Origin of the sequence: Pseudomonas sp. NPDC012596, from assembly GCF_042902325.1 — a bacterium.
Taxonomy (GTDB): domain Bacteria; phylum Pseudomonadota; class Gammaproteobacteria; order Pseudomonadales; family Pseudomonadaceae; genus Aquipseudomonas.
In genome coordinates this window covers 74,402-89,549 of record NZ_JBIBEB010000015.1, presented here as the reverse complement: position 1 = coordinate 89,549, position 15,148 = coordinate 74,402, and the positions used below count along the sequence as shown (strand labels likewise).

Here is a 15,148-nt window from a genome sequence, read left to right as displayed (position 1 = left end):
GATGATCGATAACTGATACAAATTCTCATTCAAGACTGCCCCATGCCAACCTCTCTCCTGCTCGTCGAAGATGACCCACGCTTGCGTGAGGACCTCCAGCGCCACTTCCTCAACCGCAGTTTTCAGGTAACCGCGCGCGCCACCGGCACTCAGGCGTTGAGCGCGGTGCAGCACAGCCGCTTCGACCTGGTGTTGCTGGACATCATGCTTCCAGGCCTTGACGGCCTCAGCCTGCTTGATGAGCTGCGCCGCCACCAGGCAGTCCCGGTGATGCTGATGTCGGCGCTGGGAGCCGAGCAGGATCGGATCAGTGGCTTTACCCGCGGCGCGGACGATTACCTGCCCAAACCGTTCAGCCTGGCCGAACTGGATGCACGGGTGGATGCACTGCTAAGGCGCGTCGCCTTTGGCCGCGGGCCCCTGCTGCAAACTGAAGCGGGCCGGGTGACCCTAGACCAGGACCACCACGATGTCGTTCACCACGGCAAAACTGCCGGCCTTACCAGCTCCGAATTCCGCTTGCTGGCCACCCTCAGCGCCCACCCGGGCGAGGCCTTGAGCAAGGCATTTCTTTACCAGACCGTCTTGCATCGTGCTTACACACGCCTGGACCGCGGCCTGGATGTGCATGTGTGCAACCTGCGTCGCAAGCTGGCCGATATCGGCGCCCAGCATGTACAGATCCAGGCCGTGCGCGGCCAGGGATACATCCTGGTCGACACGGATAAAGCGTGATGCGCCGACACCCTCTGCTGTGGAAACTGGCGGCGCTGCAAGTCAGCTTCTGCCTGCTGCTGACCTGGTTGATCTGGACCTGGGGCCTGTCGGTGGAGCGCAGTACCTATTTTTTGTCCCAGGCCGACCAGGATTACCTGGCGCGTTATGCGCAGCAGGCCGAACAGGCCTGGCGCCAAGGTGGGGCGGCCGGCGCAGAAGCGTTGCGCAGTAAGCTGGCGCACGCCGAAGACACCTGGGTGGGGCTTGTCGGCCCGCACCTGCAAAGCCTTGGCACTACGCCGCTAAGCGCCGAGGAGGCCAGCCACCTGACCTTCATGCGCAAACTCGACTGGCCGATGAGCCGGCGGCTTCAGGATGAACTGCCCTACGTCAGCATCGAGTTCCCGCAGCACCCCGAGGACGGCCGCCTGGTCATGCAGCTGCCAGAACGGCTGTTGCCCACAGGCCTGACACCCTGGACCCACGTCATCACCCATGGCGTAGCACCTACGGTGCTGGCATTGCTGCTGGGCCTGGCGATTTATCGACACCTTGTGGTGCCGCTCAACCGGTTGCGCGACCGCGCCGACGCCTTGCGCGCGGATGATCTGGACACCCCTGGCCTGCCTCTGCAGAAACGCCGTGATGAACTGGGTGAACTGGCGCAAGCCTTCGAACACATGGCCGGCCGCCTGCGCCAAAGCCTTGATCAACAACGCCTGCTGCTGCGCACACTGTCCCACGAGCTGCGTACACCCTTGGCGCGGCTGCGCATCGCCCACGACAGCCACCTGCCACCGGCCCAGTTGCGCGAGCGCCTGGAGCACGAGGTAAACGACATGCAGAAGCTGCTCGAGGACACCCTGGACCTTGCCTGGCTGGACACCGAACAGCCGCAGCTACCCACCGAGCCGGTGCTGATGGTGTCAGTGTGGGAAGCGTTAACCCAGGACGCCTGCTTCGAAAGCGGCTGGGCCGCCGAGCGCCTGCCCTGCTCGCTCGGCCCCGATTGCCGGGTCCAGGTGCACCTGGACAGCCTGGCCCAGGCGTTGGAAAACTTGCTGCGCAATGCCATTCGTCACTCGCCCGCCGACGGCCGGGTCAGCCTGGATGGCTGGCGTGAAGACGACAGCTGGCACCTGCGCCTGAGCGACCAAGGCCCCGGTGTACCTCAAGCGGACCTGGAACGCATCTTCAAACCTTACCAACGCCTGCCCGACAGCGGCGCAGGCTTCGGCCTCGGGCTGGCCATCGCCCGCCGCGCGATCGAACTGCAAGGCGGTCGGCTGTGGGCCAGCAATGGCCACCCCGGCCTTTGCCTGCATCTGGTGCTGCCTATGGCCCGGGAATGTTTAGAAAGTTAATGCGCTTTACGCTCAATCAGGACTGATTATCATCTTGGTTCTCCCGCCTTGCGCTCCCTGCAAAGCCCTGATGAGACGCCTGATGAGCAAGATTTTCCTGCCCCTGGCTGTGGCGCTGGCCCTTGCGGCTCCGGTTGCCCTGGCACAGCCCGAGCGCGAGCAGAAGATGGACACTTCACTGCTACAGCGCCAGGACCTGGCCTACCGCTTCAGCCACCTTGACCTGGACTCGGCCGATGGCCAGCGCCATTACCGCCTGTGGATCGGCAAACCGGACCGCCCCGCGCCTGCCGCAGGCTACCCGGTATTGTGGATGCTAGACGGCAATGCCGCATTGGGCGCCCTGGACAGTGCACTACTAGGCAAACTGGCAGCCGGCCAGGCGCCACTGCTGGTAGCGGTGGGTTACCAGACCGATCAGCGCATCGAGCGCGCAGGGCGTACGTATGACTACACCCCGGCGATTGCCGGGCAGGCAGAGCAGCGCGACCCGCTGACCGGCCTGCCGAGCGGCGGCGTGGATGCGTTCTTCGACCTGCTGACACAGCGCATGCGGCCGATGGTGGCCAGCGTGGCGCCAATCGACCTGCAACGGCAGACGCTGTGGGGGCATTCGTATGGTGGGCTGGCGGTGTTGCATGCGCTGTTCACCCGGCCTGGGGCATTCAGTGACTACGCCGCGGCAAGCCCGTCGCTGTGGTGGCATGACGGGGCGATCGTTGGTGAGGCGCAGGGGCTGCAGGGGCGCCTGGGTGATCACCGCCCCACGCTGGTGCTGATGCGCGGAGGTGATGAGCCGTCGAACCCGCGGGCGCAGGTAAAGGGTGACGCGGAGCGGCCGGCGCGTGAGCTGGCGGCGGACCTGGCCAAGGTGGCGGGGCTGCAGGTACGATTCGAACGGTTCGAGGGATTGGGGCATGGGCCGATGTTGCCGGCCTCACTGAAAAAAGTAATTGAGGATATATCTCGCTAAACCGCGCCGGCCGTTTTCCAACAGGACACCGAAACCAAGATTCGCCTCCGGGATGATGCCGAGGAGGTCCTGGATTGTTTCAAGTTCCGACCAGTCCTGATCAGTGTGCGGCGCCAGATCATAGATTAGATCTGCAACGCCTTCTGGGCCGTCGATATAGTTAGTCAACTTGTCATCCAGCGAAGCCTTCGAGATATCCACACCCTCCAACTTCTTGACCCGCTTGGCCAATGACGCAAGATCTTTGCTCATATGACGCCTCGGAACAGTGCCGCTTCGCCAGAAGCGTACTCATGGAGATAGAAATCACCCGTAAAGCGCTCGATTTGGGTCATTAAGCGCCAGCCCCATAACCTGGGCAACTGGTAAAAATGTCAGTTGCGGCGGTCTGGAGAGTGTCCATGCTGGTGATTCCGAATAGAACTTGCCTGCAATGAAAAACGGCTAAAGTCTTAGCCCCGTGGGTTGCCAGCAGTGTGGCGCGGTGCTGTATGCTTGGCAGGTCTTCAGGGCGGGGTGAAAGTCCCCACCGGCGGTAAATCGAAAGATGAGCCCGCGAGCGCCCCGGCCATGCCGGGGGTCAGCAGATCTGGTGCGACTCCAGAGCCGACGGTCATAGTCCGGATGAAAGAAGGCGTCAGCCAAGGGCCATTCGGGCGCCCTTGCGCGCGCATTTTGTTCGCCCCGAGACGTTCATCGATCAATCACGAGGAGCGTTTCATGTCCCCCAAGCATCACCAGCAATTCCCCAATGTTTCCGCCGCCATTGCCGCCTTCCAGGCCGGCCGCCCCGTGCTGCTGCTCGACGATGACGACCGCGAGGACGAAGCGGATATCGTTGCCGCTGCCGAAAACCTGTCGTTGCAGACCATGGCCATGATGATTCGCGACTGCAGCGGCATCGTCTGCCTGTGCCTGGACGAAGCCACCGTCGATGCCCTGCAGCTGGCACCAATGGTGCAGAACAACCAGGCTCGCCATGGCACCGGCTTCACCGTCACCATCGAAGCCGCCGAAGGCGTCAGCACGGGCGTTTCTGCCCAGGACCGCATCACCACCATCGAAGCGGCACTGCGCTCGACCGCGGAACAACGCCATATCGTCAGCCCCGGCCACGTGTTCCCGCTGCGCGCGCGTGATGGTGGCGTGCTTGCCCGCCGTGGCCACACCGAAGGTTCGGTGGACCTGGCCCGCCTCGCCGGGTTGCGCCCGGCGGCCGTGTTGTGCGAACTGATGAACCCCGATGGCAGCATGGCCCGTGGCGAGCAGGTGGCGGTGTATGCGCGGCAATACAACCTGCCGGTGCTGACCATCGAAGAGCTGGCGCGCTGCCGCGAGGCGATGGTGGAACAGGCAGCGGTTGCGGTTTGAAGGCTGTCAGGCGCCTGCCTTGCCAGTGATGGTGGCGCGCAGATCGAGCGCCGCCCGCGCGGCGCATCGCGGCTAAAGCCGCTCCTACATTTGTTGCAACGTGCCATGGCCTGATAGGCCATCGTTGGCAGCCTTGTTAGCACGACGAGATATTTCGGCTGGGGCTTGCGCCGCCCCGCCTGCCATTAGCCATGCGCTTAGGCGAGCAACCATGGCCCGACTGGAATGGCACGTTGCAACAAATGTAGGAGCGGCTTTAGCCGCGATGCGCCGCGCGGGCGGCGCTCGATCTCACGTACGCAACATTATCCACGTCGAGCCCCAAGCCCTTCCCATTCAAGTTTGCTCCCCCCGCCCCGCTCTGCTAGTGTCGCGCCGTTCTGAACCGCTACCGAGACCTGTCGCCATGGCCCGCAAAAAAGCCTCCATCGATTTCGAGCAATCCCTCGCAGACCTGCAAGCACTGGTCGAGCGCCTGGAGAACGGCGAGTTGTCGCTGGAAGACTCGCTTGCCGCCTTCGAGCAAGGCATTGCCCTGACCCGCGACTGCCAAGGTGCGTTGGCCCAGGCCGAACAGAAAGTACAAATTCTGCTGGAGCGTGACGGCGAGCTCGCCGCGCAGCCCTTCGATGCGGAGCCAGAGGCATGATCAGCGCCTACCAGGCCAGCAGCCAGGGCCGCGTTGACGCCGCCCTCGAACCGCTGTTCATCGCACCGACCAAAGAACTCGAGCGCCTATACGCCGCCATGCGCTACAGCGTGATGAACGGCGGCAAGCGCGTGCGCCCGCTGCTGGCCTATGCCGCCTGCGAGGCGCTGGGTGTGCCGGCCGAACAGGCCAATGGCGCCGCCTGCGCAGTGGAACTGATCCACGCCTATTCGCTGGTGCACGACGACCTGCCGGCCATGGACGACGATGACCTGCGCCGCGGCCAGCCGACCACCCACAAGGCGTTCGATGAAGCGTGCGCCATCCTTGCTGGCGACGGCCTGCAGAGCCTGGCGTTCAGCGCCCTGCTCGACCCACGCCTGAGCCCGCAACCCGACAGCATTCGCCTGGCCATGGTCCAGGCGCTGGCCAAAGCGGCCGGCCCGGCCGGTATGGTCGGCGGGCAGGCCATCGACCTCGGTTCGGTAGGCCTCAAGCTGGACCAGCAGGCACTCGAATTCATGCACCGGCACAAGACCGGCGCGCTGATCGAAGCCAGCGTGCGCCTGGGCGCCCTGGCCAGTGGCCGCGCCGAGCAGGCTCAGCTGGATGCCCTGCAGACTTATGCACAGGCCATCGGCCTCGCATTCCAGGTTCAGGACGACATCCTCGACGTGGAAAGCGATACCGCCACCCTTGGCAAGCGACAGGGCGCAGACATAGCCCGTGACAAACCGACCTACCCGGCCCTGCTCGGCCTGGAGGCTGCCAAAGCCTATGCAATCGAACTGCGCGACCAGGCGCTGGACGCACTGCAAGGCTTGGGCGAAAACGCAGAACCCCTGCGGGCGCTGGCGCGCTACATCGTCGAACGCCGCCATTGATTGCGGCCGCCTTGCGGCCCAATCCCACACCCGTCTGAATGGGCAGTATTTCCCACAATGGGGTAAACTGCCGCGTCTTAACATCTATAACGACTCGCCTGATGCCCACGACGTTTCAAGAGATCCCCCGCGAACGCCCGGTCACGCCGTTGCTCGACCGCGCTGACACGCCTGCCGGCCTGCGCCGGCTGGCCGAAGCCGACCTGGAGCCCCTGGCCGACGAGTTGCGCCAGGAGCTGCTCTACACCGTGGGTCAGACCGGTGGGCACTTTGGCGCCGGCCTGGGCGTCATCGAGCTGACGATCGCCCTGCACTACGTCTTCGACACCCCGGACGACCGGCTGGTGTGGGATGTCGGCCACCAGGCCTATCCGCACAAGATCCTCACCGGCCGGCGTAACCGCATGCTCAGCCTGCGCCAGAAGGACGGCATCGCCGCCTTCCCACGCCGCAGCGAGAGCGAGTACGACACCTTCGGCGTCGGCCACTCCAGCACCTCGATCAGCGCAGCGCTGGGCATGGCCATTGCCGCCCGCCTGCAAAACAGTGCACGCAAGTCGATTGCGGTCATCGGCGACGGCGCCCTGACCGCCGGCATGGCCTTCGAGGCGTTGAACCACGCCCAGGAAGTCAACGCCGACATGCTCGTTATCCTCAACGACAACGACATGTCGATTTCGCGCAACGTCGGTGGGTTGTCCAACTACCTGGCCAAGATCCTCTCCAGCCGCACCTACGCGAGCATGCGCGAGGGCAGCAAGAAGGTGCTGTCGCGCCTGCCCGGCGCCTGGGAAATCGCCCGCCGCACCGAAGAGTACGCCAAGGGCATGCTGGTCCCCGGCACCCTGTTCGAAGAGCTGGGCTGGAACTACATCGGCCCGATCGACGGCCACGACCTGCCCACCATGATCGCCACCCTGCGCAACATGCGTGACCTCAAGGGCCCGCAGTTCCTGCATGTGGTGACCAAAAAGGGCAAAGGGTTCGCGCCGGCCGAGATCGACCCGATCGGCTACCACGCCATCACCAAACTCGAGCCTGCCGACAAGCCGGCAGCGCCGAAGAAGGCCAGCGGGCCGAAGTACTCCGCAGTGTTTGGCCAGTGGCTGTGCGACATGGCCGCGGCCGACAACCGCCTGGTGGGCATCACCCCGGCGATGAAGGAAGGCTCCGACCTGGTCGAATTCAGCGAGCGCTTCCCGGAGCGCTACTTCGACGTCGCCATCGCCGAGCAGCACGCCGTTACCCTGGCTGCAGGGATGGCGTGCGAAGGCAGCAAGCCGGTGGTGGCGATCTATTCGACCTTCCTGCAGCGCGCCTACGACCAGCTGATCCACGACGTGGCGGTGCAGAACCTCGACGTGCTGTTCGCCATCGACCGCGCAGGCCTGGTCGGCGAAGACGGCCCGACCCACGCCGGCAGTTACGACCTGTCGTACCTGCGCTGCATCCCGGGCATGCTGGTGATGACGCCGAGCGACGAGAACGAACTGCGCAAGATGCTCAGTACCGGGCACCTGTACAACGGCCCGGCGGCGGTGCGCTACCCACGGGGCACGGGCCCGAACGCACCGATAAGCGGCGACCTGGAACCCCTGGAGATCGGCAAGGGCGTTATCCGCCGCCAGGGTGAAAAAGTCGCCCTGCTGGTGTTCGGTGTGCAACTGGCCGAAGCGCTGCAGGTGGCCGAGCAGATCAACGCTACCGTGGTCGACATGCGCTTCGTCAAGCCGCTGGACGAGGCGCTGGTACTCGAACTGGCTGCCAGCCATGAGCTGCTGGTCACCCTCGAAGAGAACGCCATCATGGGCGGTGCGGGCGCTGCCGTCGGTGAATTCCTGGCCAGCCAGGCCGTGATCAAGCCGCTGCTGCACCTGGGGCTGCCGGACATCTATGTCGAGCACGCCAAGCCTGCGCAGATGTTGGCTGAGTGTGGGCTGGACGCTGCTGGGATCGAAGCCTCGGTGAAGGCCCGCATGGCTACGCTCGGCTTGTAATCCCCGGGGCCGCATTGCGGCCCTTTCGCGGGGCAAGCCCGCTCTCACAGGTTATGCGCTGAACCCCTGTGGGAGCGGGCTTGCCCCGCGAATGCTTTGGATAAACCGATGAAGATCCCGACCTTTGCCGCCTTGCTCTGTGTCCCCGCCGCTGCCCTTGCAGCCGAACCTGCCCGCGATGACGCCCTGAAACTCCCTGACGTGCTGATCAGCGCCAACCGCCAGGTCGAATCCCGCACCGCCACCAGCGCAGCCAACACCGTCTTCACCCGCAGCGACATCGACCGCCTGCAACCCACCAGTGTCACCGACCTGCTCACCCGAGTACCCGGCGTACAAGTTGCGCCCACCGGGGGCCGCGGCAGCCTGCCGGGTATCTTCATCCGTGGCACCAAGGCCGCCCAGAGCCTGGTGCTGGTGGATGGCGTACGCATCGCCAATGCCACCTCCGGCGACAGCGGCCTGCAATTTCTCGATGTCGACCAGATCGAACGCGTCGAAGTACTGCGCGGCTCGCGCTCGGCGGTCTACGGCAGCGACGCCATCGGCGGCGTGATCCAGATCTTCACCCGCCGCAGCACTGGCCCCGGCCTGCAGCCTCGCCTGCGCCTGGCCGCAGGCAGCAACCACACCTGGCAACGCAGCCTGGGCCTGTCCGGCGGTGACGGCGCCACGCGCTTCAACCTGGGCGCCAGCCTGGACGAAACGGCCGGCATCGACTCCACCGGCCCGTCCTTCGCCAGCGACGGCGACCACGATGCCTACCGCAACAAATCGCTGAACCTGAGTTTGAGCCACACCTTTGGTGAACGCTTCGAAGCGGGCCTGAACCTGCTCGACAGCCGTGGCCGCAGTGAGTACGACAACCCGTTCGGCGGTTTTGACCCGGTGACGTTCGAAAGCTTCGGGCAAAAGCCTTACACCGACTTCAGCGTCAGTAGCATCGGCACTTACCTCGACGCCCAGCTTACCGACGCGTGGCATTCCCGCCTGGAGCTGGGCCACAGCGAAAACCGGGACGACAAGCGCGACAAGCTGAGCGACGAACGCTCGGTGTTCAACACCTATCGCGACCAGGTCACCTGGCAGAATGACCTGGCCCTGACCGAGCAGCACAACCTGCTGGTGGGTGGCGACTGGTACGAAGACCGCGTGCACGGCAGCACCGACTTTACCGAGGACAGCCGCTGGAACCGCGCCGTCTTCATCCAGCACCGCTTCAGTGGCGAGCACTTGTCCACCGAGCTCGGCGTGCGCCGCGACCAGAACCAACAGTTCGGCGGCCAGACCACCTGGAGCGGCAGCGTCACCGTACCGTTGAACGCGCACAACGATGTGCTGCTGTCCTACAGCGAAGGCTTCCGCGCCCCGACCTTCAACGACCTGTACTACCCGCAGTTCAGCAACCCGAACCTGGACCCAGAGCACTCGAAGAGTTACGAGCTGCAATGGCGCAGCCAGTTGAGCCGCGATAGCCGCCTGGAAGCCTCGCTGTACCGCACCGATTTGCGCGATGCGATCATCTTCGGGCAGGACTCGATCCCGCGTAACGTTGCCTCGGCACGCATCAACGGCTTTGAAATGGCCCTGGACCAGCAGTGGGGTGAATGGCGCAGCCAGCTCGGCCTGGCGTTGATCGACCCGCGTGATCGGGACAGCGGCCACACCCTCGCCCGCCGCGCCCGGCGCACCTTGAGCCTGGATCTGGACCGTCAGTTCGAGCGCTTTACGGTGGGGGGCAGCTGGCAAGCCGTCAGCGCCAGCTACGACGACGAGGCCAACCGCAATCGCCTGGCTGGCTACGGGCTGCTGGGCCTGCGTGGCAGCTGGGCTGCGACGGATGAGCTGAAGCTGGAGTTGAAGCTGGATAACCTGCTGGACAAGGGCTACAGCCGCGCACTGTACAGCTACGAAGGCGCCAGCTACGGCTACCGCGAAGAAGGCCGCACAGCGCTGTTCAGCGTCACCTGGACACCGGCGCTTTAGCCGCAAGCAATGCGCACAGGCGGGCGGTGGCTTCGATCATTTGCCCGCTAGGCCGCTCCAGGCCCTTGTCTGGCACCACCAACAAGCTGTTACTGGCCACTGCACTGAGGCGTGGCCATGTCTTCCAGCTGGCAAGCTGCGCCGCATCGCCAGCAAGGATCACCTGCGGATCACGCAGCAGCACCGACTCGACATTCACCTGCGGGGCCGGCTGGCTCAAGTCGGCGAAGATGTTGCGGGCCCCGCACACCGCCAAGGCGTCGCTGACCACCTGGCGCCCACCCAAGGTGTACAACGGTCGGTCCCAGACCTGATAGAACACCCGCAGCGGCTGCTCGCGCCGATACTGCTGGCGCAACTGCACCAAGCGCTCACGCAAGCCCGTCACGTAGCGCCGCCCCTGCTCTGCCCGCCCGACACGCACGCCAATGGCCTCGATCTGTTCGAGTAGCTGGTCAAGGTTGTGGGGTTCGGCGCTGTACATGGCAATGCCCAGGCGCTTGAGCTGATCACGCTGGGCCGGCACCACGCTGCCAGGCCAGAACAACAACAGGTCCGGCTTGAGGCTGAGCAAGCGCTCCATGTCCAGTTGCCCCTGGCGCCCCACCGAAGGCAGGTTGCGCAGCGCCGCTGGCCGCTCGCCGCCATCGAGCACGCCCACCAGCAGGTCATCGGCCTGCAGTTCGAGCATGATCTCGCTCATCGAGGGCGCGAGGCTGACCACGCGCAAGGGCTCGCCAGCCCGGGCGGTGCAGGCCAGCAGCGTCAGCAGGCAGAGCAGGATGCGCATCAGCCCAGCTGACGCGGAATGCGGTAGAGGTAAAGGATGACCACGGTGGACAGCGCCAGAAGGATCTGCGGTACCGCCTCAAGCCCCACCAGCACTGACAGCGCGGCCACCCAGGCAGGGAAGCAGGCGTATAGCATCGCCATACGCCGCACCCGCGCCAACTCGATCCAGGCCTCGGGCTCTTCAGCAGTGCCCATGACCTTGGAGGCCGCAATCAAGGAACGTTTGTAGGCACCAAAGCGCGGCAGGCTGAGGAACATGGTCGCCGCGCCCGCGATGAACAGCGGCATGGCCAGCACCGGGATCAGCGCATCGCCCCCGCCAAAGGCCCAGGCCATGACCGGCAGCGGCACCACGCCGACTGCCAGGTATTGCCACCAGGCCAGCGCCAGGCGCCGCTTCACCTCGCCCCGGGTCACGCCTGGGGCACCTCGCCCTGGTGCTCGTTACCCAGCATGTGGCCAAGTTTGTCGGCCTTGGTGGCCAGGTAGTAGCGGTTGTGCGGGTTGTGCCCGGTGTGCAGCGGCACGCGCTCGGCGACCTTGATGTTCATGTCGGTCAGCGCCTTGACCTTGCGCGGGTTGTTGGTCATCAGGCGCAGCGACTTCACGCCCAGGTGCTCGAGCATCGGCAGGCAGATTGCGTAATCACGCTGGTCGGCGGCAAAGCCCAGACGCTCGTTGGCCTCGACGGTGTCGGCACCACCGTCCTGCAGCTCGTAGGCGCGGATCTTGTTCAACAAGCCAATGCCACGGCCTTCCTGGCGCAGGTACAGCAGCACACCACGGCCTTCACGGGCGATGGCCTGCAAAGCGGCTTCCAGTTGCGAGCCGCAGTCGCAACGCTGGCTGAACAAGGCATCGCCGGTCAGGCACTCGGAATGCAGGCGCCCCAGCACCGGCTCGCCGTCGGCAATATCACCCAGGCTGAGCACCACGTGCTCACGGCCGGTGGCTTCTTCGAGGAAACCATGCATGGTGAAAGTCGCAAAGGGAGTCGGGAGTTTAGAGGCGGCAACAAAGACGACGGGCACGTTGTGCTCCTGGATAAGTAGGAAATTTCTCGTGAAGCGATTGTATCAGCAGGTCGGCGGCTGCGCGCTCGTTGAATACCGTGGCTTAAGATCGAAAAGTTCGATGCTGAGCAGGGTGGCATCACTGCGGCTGGCTGTCGGTAGCGAATGGATACGGCTGCTTCCAGTGCTCGAAAATCGGCCGCAGCTCGCCACTGCGCACCAGCTCGTCCATGCGCCTGTCGAACAGGTCTCGCAAGGCCCTGGCCTGGTCGTTGCGGGCGAACGCCAGGTACAGCGGCAGTTCGGCCACGTGGGTGCGGCGGAAGCGCTCGGGCTGGGGGCTCTGGCCGAGCACGTAGTCCACCTCGGTCAATGCATCGATGTAGAAGTCCACCCGATCATGCTCGAGCATCGGCAAGATACCCTCGCGGCGCTGGATTTCGCGGAAGGTCTTGGCGTTCGGCAGGTAGCTGCTGTAGTCATAGCCGCGTACCCACGCCAGGCGGTACTGGCCGACGGTGTTCAGAGTTGGCACAGGCTTGCTGGCAAGGCCCAGGGCATAGATATGGTCCATGTCGAAGTGCCAGCGTGGGTAAAGGTTGTCTTCGTTCTCATCCTTGTACGAGCCGACCCAGGCATCGGCCTCGCCGCGCTTGACCAGCCCAACTGCCCGGCTGTAAGGCGCGCTTTGCGCCACCACTTTGACCCCTGCTGGCTCGAACACCTTACGCAGCACGTCCCAGGCTACGCCGCTGCCATCGGCATTGGTGTAGTCGAGCCATTCTTCGCTGACCAGATGGACCTGCTTCGGCGTCTGCTCCGCCGCCGCCACCCATGGGGCAACGCCAAGCATCATTGCCAGCAGCACAGTCCGTATGGCCATCAAAGCGCTCCCTGTCTCAGCCAACCGCCCACACCAGAACCTGCATGCCCAGCCAGGCAAAGACACCGGCCAGGATATCGTCGAGCATGATGCCGACACCGCCGTGCACGTGACGATCGATCCAGCGAATCGGCCACGGCTTGAGGATGTCGAAGAAGCGGAACATCAGGAACCCAGCGAGGATCCACTGCCACCCTTCGGGCACCAGCCACAGGGTGATCCACATGCCGACCATCTCATCCCAGACAATGCCTTCATGGTCGTGTACACGCAAGTCATTCGCCACCTTGCCGCACAGCCAGAAGCCGAACAGCATGGTCACGCCCAACAGCAGCCAGTACCCCCAATCAGGCAGCATCTGCCACAGCGGGATAAACGGAATGGCCACCATCGACCCCCAGGTACCGGGGGCCTTGGGCAGGGTGCCGGAGCCGAAGCCAAAGGCGATGAAGTGCCACGGGTTGCGCCAGACCGATGGCGGAACGAACTCCGCAGGCACCTGGTTCGGGTGGTCGGTCACGGTGTCTCCCTAAAGTGTTGATAGCCCCGCTGTACGGGGGTGATGTCCTGGCCCTGCGGGTCACGCAGGATGACGCCCTGCCCTTCGCACACCCGGCCGATCACATGCACGCCGGCATCGGCCAGGGCTGAAAGGGCCTCGGGCGGCAAGGTGAATGCCAGCACGTAGTCGTCGCCACCGGTGAGCGCCGCCCGCACCGCCGCTTCGCGACCGAGAAAAGCCTCTAGTGCAGGAGACACTGGCACCTGCGCCTGGTTCACCTCGAGCGCGACCCTGGAGGCCTTGGCGATATGCCCGCAATCGGCCAGCAGGCCATCGGAAATGTCCAGCGCCGACGTGGCCAGGCCGCGCAAACGCAGGCCGAGATCGAGCTGCGGCAGCGGCGACCAGTAATGGGCCAGCAGCGGTTCGGCCTGCTCGGCCGGCGCTTCGCGCTCACCGAGCACCAGCGGCAACGCACCCGCCGCCTTGCCCAGCACGCCACCGACACACAGCAGGTCGCCCGGCCGCGCTCCGCTGCGGCGCAGGGCCTGACCGGCCGGCACGCGACCGAACACAGTGACGGTAATGCTCAGGGGGCCGCGTGTGGTGTCGCCGCCAATCAGGCTCATGCGGCAACGCTCGGCCATGCGGCTAAGGCCGTCGGCAAAGGCTGCGAGCCAGTCAGGGCCAACATCGGGCAGGGTCAGGGCGAGGGTGAAGCCGATGGCGTGGGCACCCATGGCCGCCAGGTCGCTGGCCGCCACGGCCAATGAACGCTGGCCAAGCAGGCACGGGTCGCAGACCGTTGGGAAGTGCACCCCGGCCACCAGGGTGTCAGTGGACACCGCCAGTTGCTCGCCGGGGGGAAGGTCGAGCAAGGCGCAGTCGTCGCCGATACCCAGGGCCACGCCCTCACCGCCCTGCGCACAGGGCGCGGCGGCGAAGTAATGGTTGATCAGCTCGAACTCACCCATGGCTCGACAGCGCCAGGATCAGCGCTTGTTCGCCTTGACTTCTGCTTCGCGCAGCGAAGGTGCCAGCTTGTCCAGCACGCCGTTGACGAACTTGTGGCCGTCGGTGGCGCCGAAAACCTTGGCCAGTTCCACGCCTTCGTTGATCACAACGCGGTATGGTACGTCGACCCGCTTGATCAGCTCCCAGGTGGACAGGCGCAGCACGGCCAGCTCGACCGGGTCGAGTTCTTCGAGGGTCATGGTCATGCACGGCTTCAGTGCGCTGTCGATTTCGCCCTTGATCGCCGGGACCCCATGCAGGATCTCGCGGAAATAGGCACCGTCGACATCTGTGAAATCGTTATCGACCCGGAACTGCGCTTCGATCTCGTTCAGCGAATGCTGAGCCATGTGCCATTGGTACAGGGCCTGGGTCGCGAGCTTGCGGGCTTCGCGGCGCTTGGCGCTTTTCGATGGCTTGCCGGCATCCGCAGGTTTTGGATCGCGCGGGTTGAAACGATCGCTTTCGTCGCTAATCACTTGGCCTCCAACTGCGCCAGCAGGCTGACCATTTCCAGTGCGGACAGGGCAGCTTCAGCACCTTTGTTACCGGCCTTGGTGCCGGAACGCTCGATGGCTTGCTCGATGGAATCGACGGTCAGGACACCGAAGGCCACCGGCACGCCGAACTCCATGGACACCTGGGCCAGGCCCTTGGTGCATTCGCCCGCCACGTATTCGAAGTGCGGGGTACCGCCGCGGATCACTGCGCCCAGGGCGATGATCGCGTTGTATTCGCCTTGCTGGGCGACTTTCTGTGCCACCAGCGGGATTTCGAACGCGCCCGGGGCACGGATGATGGTGATGTCGCTTTCGCTGACGCCATGGCGTACCAGGGCATCAACGGCACCGCTTACCAGGCTTTCGACGACGAAGCTGTTGAAGCGGCCAACCACCAAAGCATAGCGACCTTTGGGGGCGATGAAGGTACCTTCGATGGTCTTCAGGGTCATTCCGATGTTCTCATCTTCAAGAGCGAGGCCGCGCACTGGCGGCCTCGGGAG

At 64.7% G+C, this 15,148-nt stretch carries 17 protein-coding genes and 1 riboswitch; of the genes, 8 read left to right on the top strand and 9 right to left on the bottom strand.

Annotation, left to right across the window (positions count from 1 at the left end; all coding sequences use genetic code 11):
• Nucleotides 1-42 precede the first annotated feature (42 nt).
• From ACFY68_RS18520 to ACFY68_RS18510, 3 genes are all read left to right on the top strand, one after another.
• On the top strand, nucleotides 43-735 hold the full coding sequence (locus ACFY68_RS18520; RefSeq protein ID WP_387530142.1) for a response regulator transcription factor: 693 nt from the start codon (nucleotides 43-45) through the stop codon (nucleotides 733-735).
• The gene (locus tag ACFY68_RS18515) at nucleotides 735-2,081 is read left to right on the top strand and encodes a histidine kinase sensor domain-containing protein (RefSeq protein ID WP_387530140.1); all 1,347 of its coding nucleotides are present in this window, start codon (nucleotides 735-737) and stop codon (nucleotides 2,079-2,081) included. Before ACFY68_RS18520 ends, ACFY68_RS18515 begins: the two co-directional genes overlap by 1 nt.
• An 82-nt stretch (nucleotides 2,082-2,163) precedes the next feature.
• On the top strand, nucleotides 2,164-3,054 hold the full coding sequence (locus ACFY68_RS18510) for an alpha/beta hydrolase (protein WP_387530137.1): 891 nt from the start codon (nucleotides 2,164-2,166) through the stop codon (nucleotides 3,052-3,054).
• On the opposite strand, the gene ACFY68_RS18505 is transcribed toward ACFY68_RS18510, so the two are convergent.
• A complete protein-coding gene (locus ACFY68_RS18505) occupies nucleotides 3,019-3,306 on the bottom strand; it encodes a hypothetical protein (protein ID WP_387530134.1) in 288 nt (95 codons plus the stop codon). The two genes, ACFY68_RS18510 and ACFY68_RS18505, sit on opposite strands and share 36 nt — an antisense overlap.
• A gap of 246 nt (nucleotides 3,307-3,552) precedes the next feature.
• Nucleotides 3,553-3,694: riboswitch (FMN riboswitch) on the top strand.
• Between the two features lie 80 nt (nucleotides 3,695-3,774).
• On the opposite strand from ACFY68_RS18505, the gene ribB reads away from it, so the two are divergent.
• The 5 genes from ribB (at nucleotide 3,775) to ACFY68_RS18480 (ending at nucleotide 9,941) form a co-directional block, all read left to right on the top strand.
• Entirely contained in the window at nucleotides 3,775-4,425 is a 651-nt protein-coding gene (gene ribB, locus ACFY68_RS18500; RefSeq protein ID WP_387530131.1) for a 3,4-dihydroxy-2-butanone-4-phosphate synthase, read from the top strand.
• 406 nt (nucleotides 4,426-4,831) lie between these two features.
• A complete protein-coding gene (locus ACFY68_RS18495) occupies nucleotides 4,832-5,074 on the top strand; it encodes an exodeoxyribonuclease VII small subunit (RefSeq protein WP_008092375.1) in 243 nt (80 codons plus the stop codon).
• The gene (gene ispA / locus ACFY68_RS18490) at nucleotides 5,071-5,958 is read left to right on the top strand and encodes a (2E,6E)-farnesyl diphosphate synthase (protein ID WP_387530128.1); all 888 of its coding nucleotides are present in this window, start codon (nucleotides 5,071-5,073) and stop codon (nucleotides 5,956-5,958) included. Before ACFY68_RS18495 ends, ispA begins: the two co-directional genes overlap by 4 nt.
• Before the next feature lie 101 nt (nucleotides 5,959-6,059).
• Entirely contained in the window at nucleotides 6,060-7,955 is a 1,896-nt protein-coding gene (gene dxs, locus ACFY68_RS18485; protein WP_387530125.1) for a 1-deoxy-D-xylulose-5-phosphate synthase, read from the top strand.
• A 108-nt stretch (nucleotides 7,956-8,063) separates the two neighbouring features.
• Nucleotides 8,064-9,941, top strand: coding sequence for a TonB-dependent receptor domain-containing protein (locus tag ACFY68_RS18480; RefSeq protein ID WP_387530122.1), 1,878 nt, complete (start codon nucleotides 8,064-8,066; stop codon nucleotides 9,939-9,941).
• On the opposite strand, the gene ACFY68_RS18475 is transcribed toward ACFY68_RS18480, so the two are convergent.
• The 8 genes from ACFY68_RS18475 to ribE form a co-directional block, all read right to left on the bottom strand.
• Nucleotides 9,919-10,731 (bottom strand): cobalamin-binding protein, encoded by an 813-nt coding sequence (locus ACFY68_RS18475; RefSeq protein ID WP_387530119.1) that lies wholly within the window; start codon nucleotides 10,729-10,731, stop codon nucleotides 9,919-9,921. The two genes, ACFY68_RS18480 and ACFY68_RS18475, sit on opposite strands and share 23 nt — an antisense overlap.
• Nucleotides 10,731-11,150 (bottom strand): MFS transporter, encoded by a 420-nt coding sequence (locus ACFY68_RS18470; RefSeq protein ID WP_346614651.1) that lies wholly within the window; start codon nucleotides 11,148-11,150, stop codon nucleotides 10,731-10,733. The genes ACFY68_RS18475 and ACFY68_RS18470 overlap by 1 nt, the downstream gene beginning before the upstream one ends.
• Complete coding sequence (gene ribA / locus ACFY68_RS18465) at nucleotides 11,147-11,764, bottom strand: GTP cyclohydrolase II (protein ID WP_346614652.1); 618 nt, start codon at nucleotides 11,762-11,764, stop codon at nucleotides 11,147-11,149. Before ribA ends, ACFY68_RS18470 begins: the two co-directional genes overlap by 4 nt.
• Nucleotides 11,765-11,885: 121 nt before the next feature.
• Nucleotides 11,886-12,629 (bottom strand): substrate-binding periplasmic protein, encoded by a 744-nt coding sequence (locus ACFY68_RS18460; RefSeq protein ID WP_387530115.1) that lies wholly within the window; start codon nucleotides 12,627-12,629, stop codon nucleotides 11,886-11,888.
• 16 nt (nucleotides 12,630-12,645) lie between these two features.
• The gene (locus ACFY68_RS18455) at nucleotides 12,646-13,149 is read right to left on the bottom strand and encodes a phosphatidylglycerophosphatase A (RefSeq protein WP_313714135.1); all 504 of its coding nucleotides are present in this window, start codon (nucleotides 13,147-13,149) and stop codon (nucleotides 12,646-12,648) included.
• Nucleotides 13,146-14,105 (bottom strand): thiamine-phosphate kinase, encoded by a 960-nt coding sequence (gene thiL, locus ACFY68_RS18450; RefSeq protein WP_387530111.1) that lies wholly within the window; start codon nucleotides 14,103-14,105, stop codon nucleotides 13,146-13,148. Before thiL ends, ACFY68_RS18455 begins: the two co-directional genes overlap by 4 nt.
• 18 nt (nucleotides 14,106-14,123) lie before the next feature.
• The gene (gene nusB / locus ACFY68_RS18445; RefSeq protein WP_346614655.1) at nucleotides 14,124-14,624 is read right to left on the bottom strand and encodes a transcription antitermination factor NusB; all 501 of its coding nucleotides are present in this window, start codon (nucleotides 14,622-14,624) and stop codon (nucleotides 14,124-14,126) included.
• Nucleotides 14,621-15,097, bottom strand: a complete 477-nt coding sequence (gene ribE / locus ACFY68_RS18440) for a 6,7-dimethyl-8-ribityllumazine synthase (RefSeq protein WP_176518320.1) — start codon at nucleotides 15,095-15,097, stop codon at nucleotides 14,621-14,623. Before ribE ends, nusB begins: the two co-directional genes overlap by 4 nt.
• Nucleotides 15,098-15,148: the final 51 nt, after the last annotated feature.

Excerpts from the sequence above, each read along its gene's own strand:
- ACFY68_RS18520 (WP_387530142.1), top strand. The coding sequence starts at position 43 with ATGCCAACCTCTCTCCTGCTCGTCGAAGATGACCCACGCTTGCGTGAG.
- ACFY68_RS18515 (WP_387530140.1), top strand. The coding sequence starts at position 735 with ATGCGCCGACACCCTCTGCTGTGGAAACTGGCGGCGCTGCAAGTCAGC.
- ACFY68_RS18510 (WP_387530137.1), top strand. The coding sequence starts at position 2,164 with ATGAGCAAGATTTTCCTGCCCCTGGCTGTGGCGCTGGCCCTTGCGGCT.
- ACFY68_RS18505 (WP_387530134.1), bottom strand. The coding sequence starts at position 3,306 with ATGAGCAAAGATCTTGCGTCATTGGCCAAGCGGGTCAAGAAGTTGGAG.
- ribB (WP_387530131.1), top strand. The coding sequence starts at position 3,775 with ATGTCCCCCAAGCATCACCAGCAATTCCCCAATGTTTCCGCCGCCATT.
- ACFY68_RS18495 (WP_008092375.1), top strand. The coding sequence starts at position 4,832 with ATGGCCCGCAAAAAAGCCTCCATCGATTTCGAGCAATCCCTCGCAGAC.
- ispA (WP_387530128.1), top strand. The coding sequence starts at position 5,071 with ATGATCAGCGCCTACCAGGCCAGCAGCCAGGGCCGCGTTGACGCCGCC.
- dxs (WP_387530125.1), top strand. The coding sequence starts at position 6,060 with ATGCCCACGACGTTTCAAGAGATCCCCCGCGAACGCCCGGTCACGCCG.
- ACFY68_RS18480 (WP_387530122.1), top strand. The coding sequence starts at position 8,064 with ATGAAGATCCCGACCTTTGCCGCCTTGCTCTGTGTCCCCGCCGCTGCC.
- ACFY68_RS18475 (WP_387530119.1), bottom strand. The coding sequence starts at position 10,731 with ATGCGCATCCTGCTCTGCCTGCTGACGCTGCTGGCCTGCACCGCCCGG.
- ACFY68_RS18460 (WP_387530115.1), bottom strand. The coding sequence starts at position 12,629 with ATGGCCATACGGACTGTGCTGCTGGCAATGATGCTTGGCGTTGCCCCA.
- thiL (WP_387530111.1), bottom strand. The coding sequence starts at position 14,105 with ATGGGTGAGTTCGAGCTGATCAACCATTACTTCGCCGCCGCGCCCTGT.
- ribE (WP_176518320.1), bottom strand. The coding sequence starts at position 15,097 with ATGACCCTGAAGACCATCGAAGGTACCTTCATCGCCCCCAAAGGTCGC.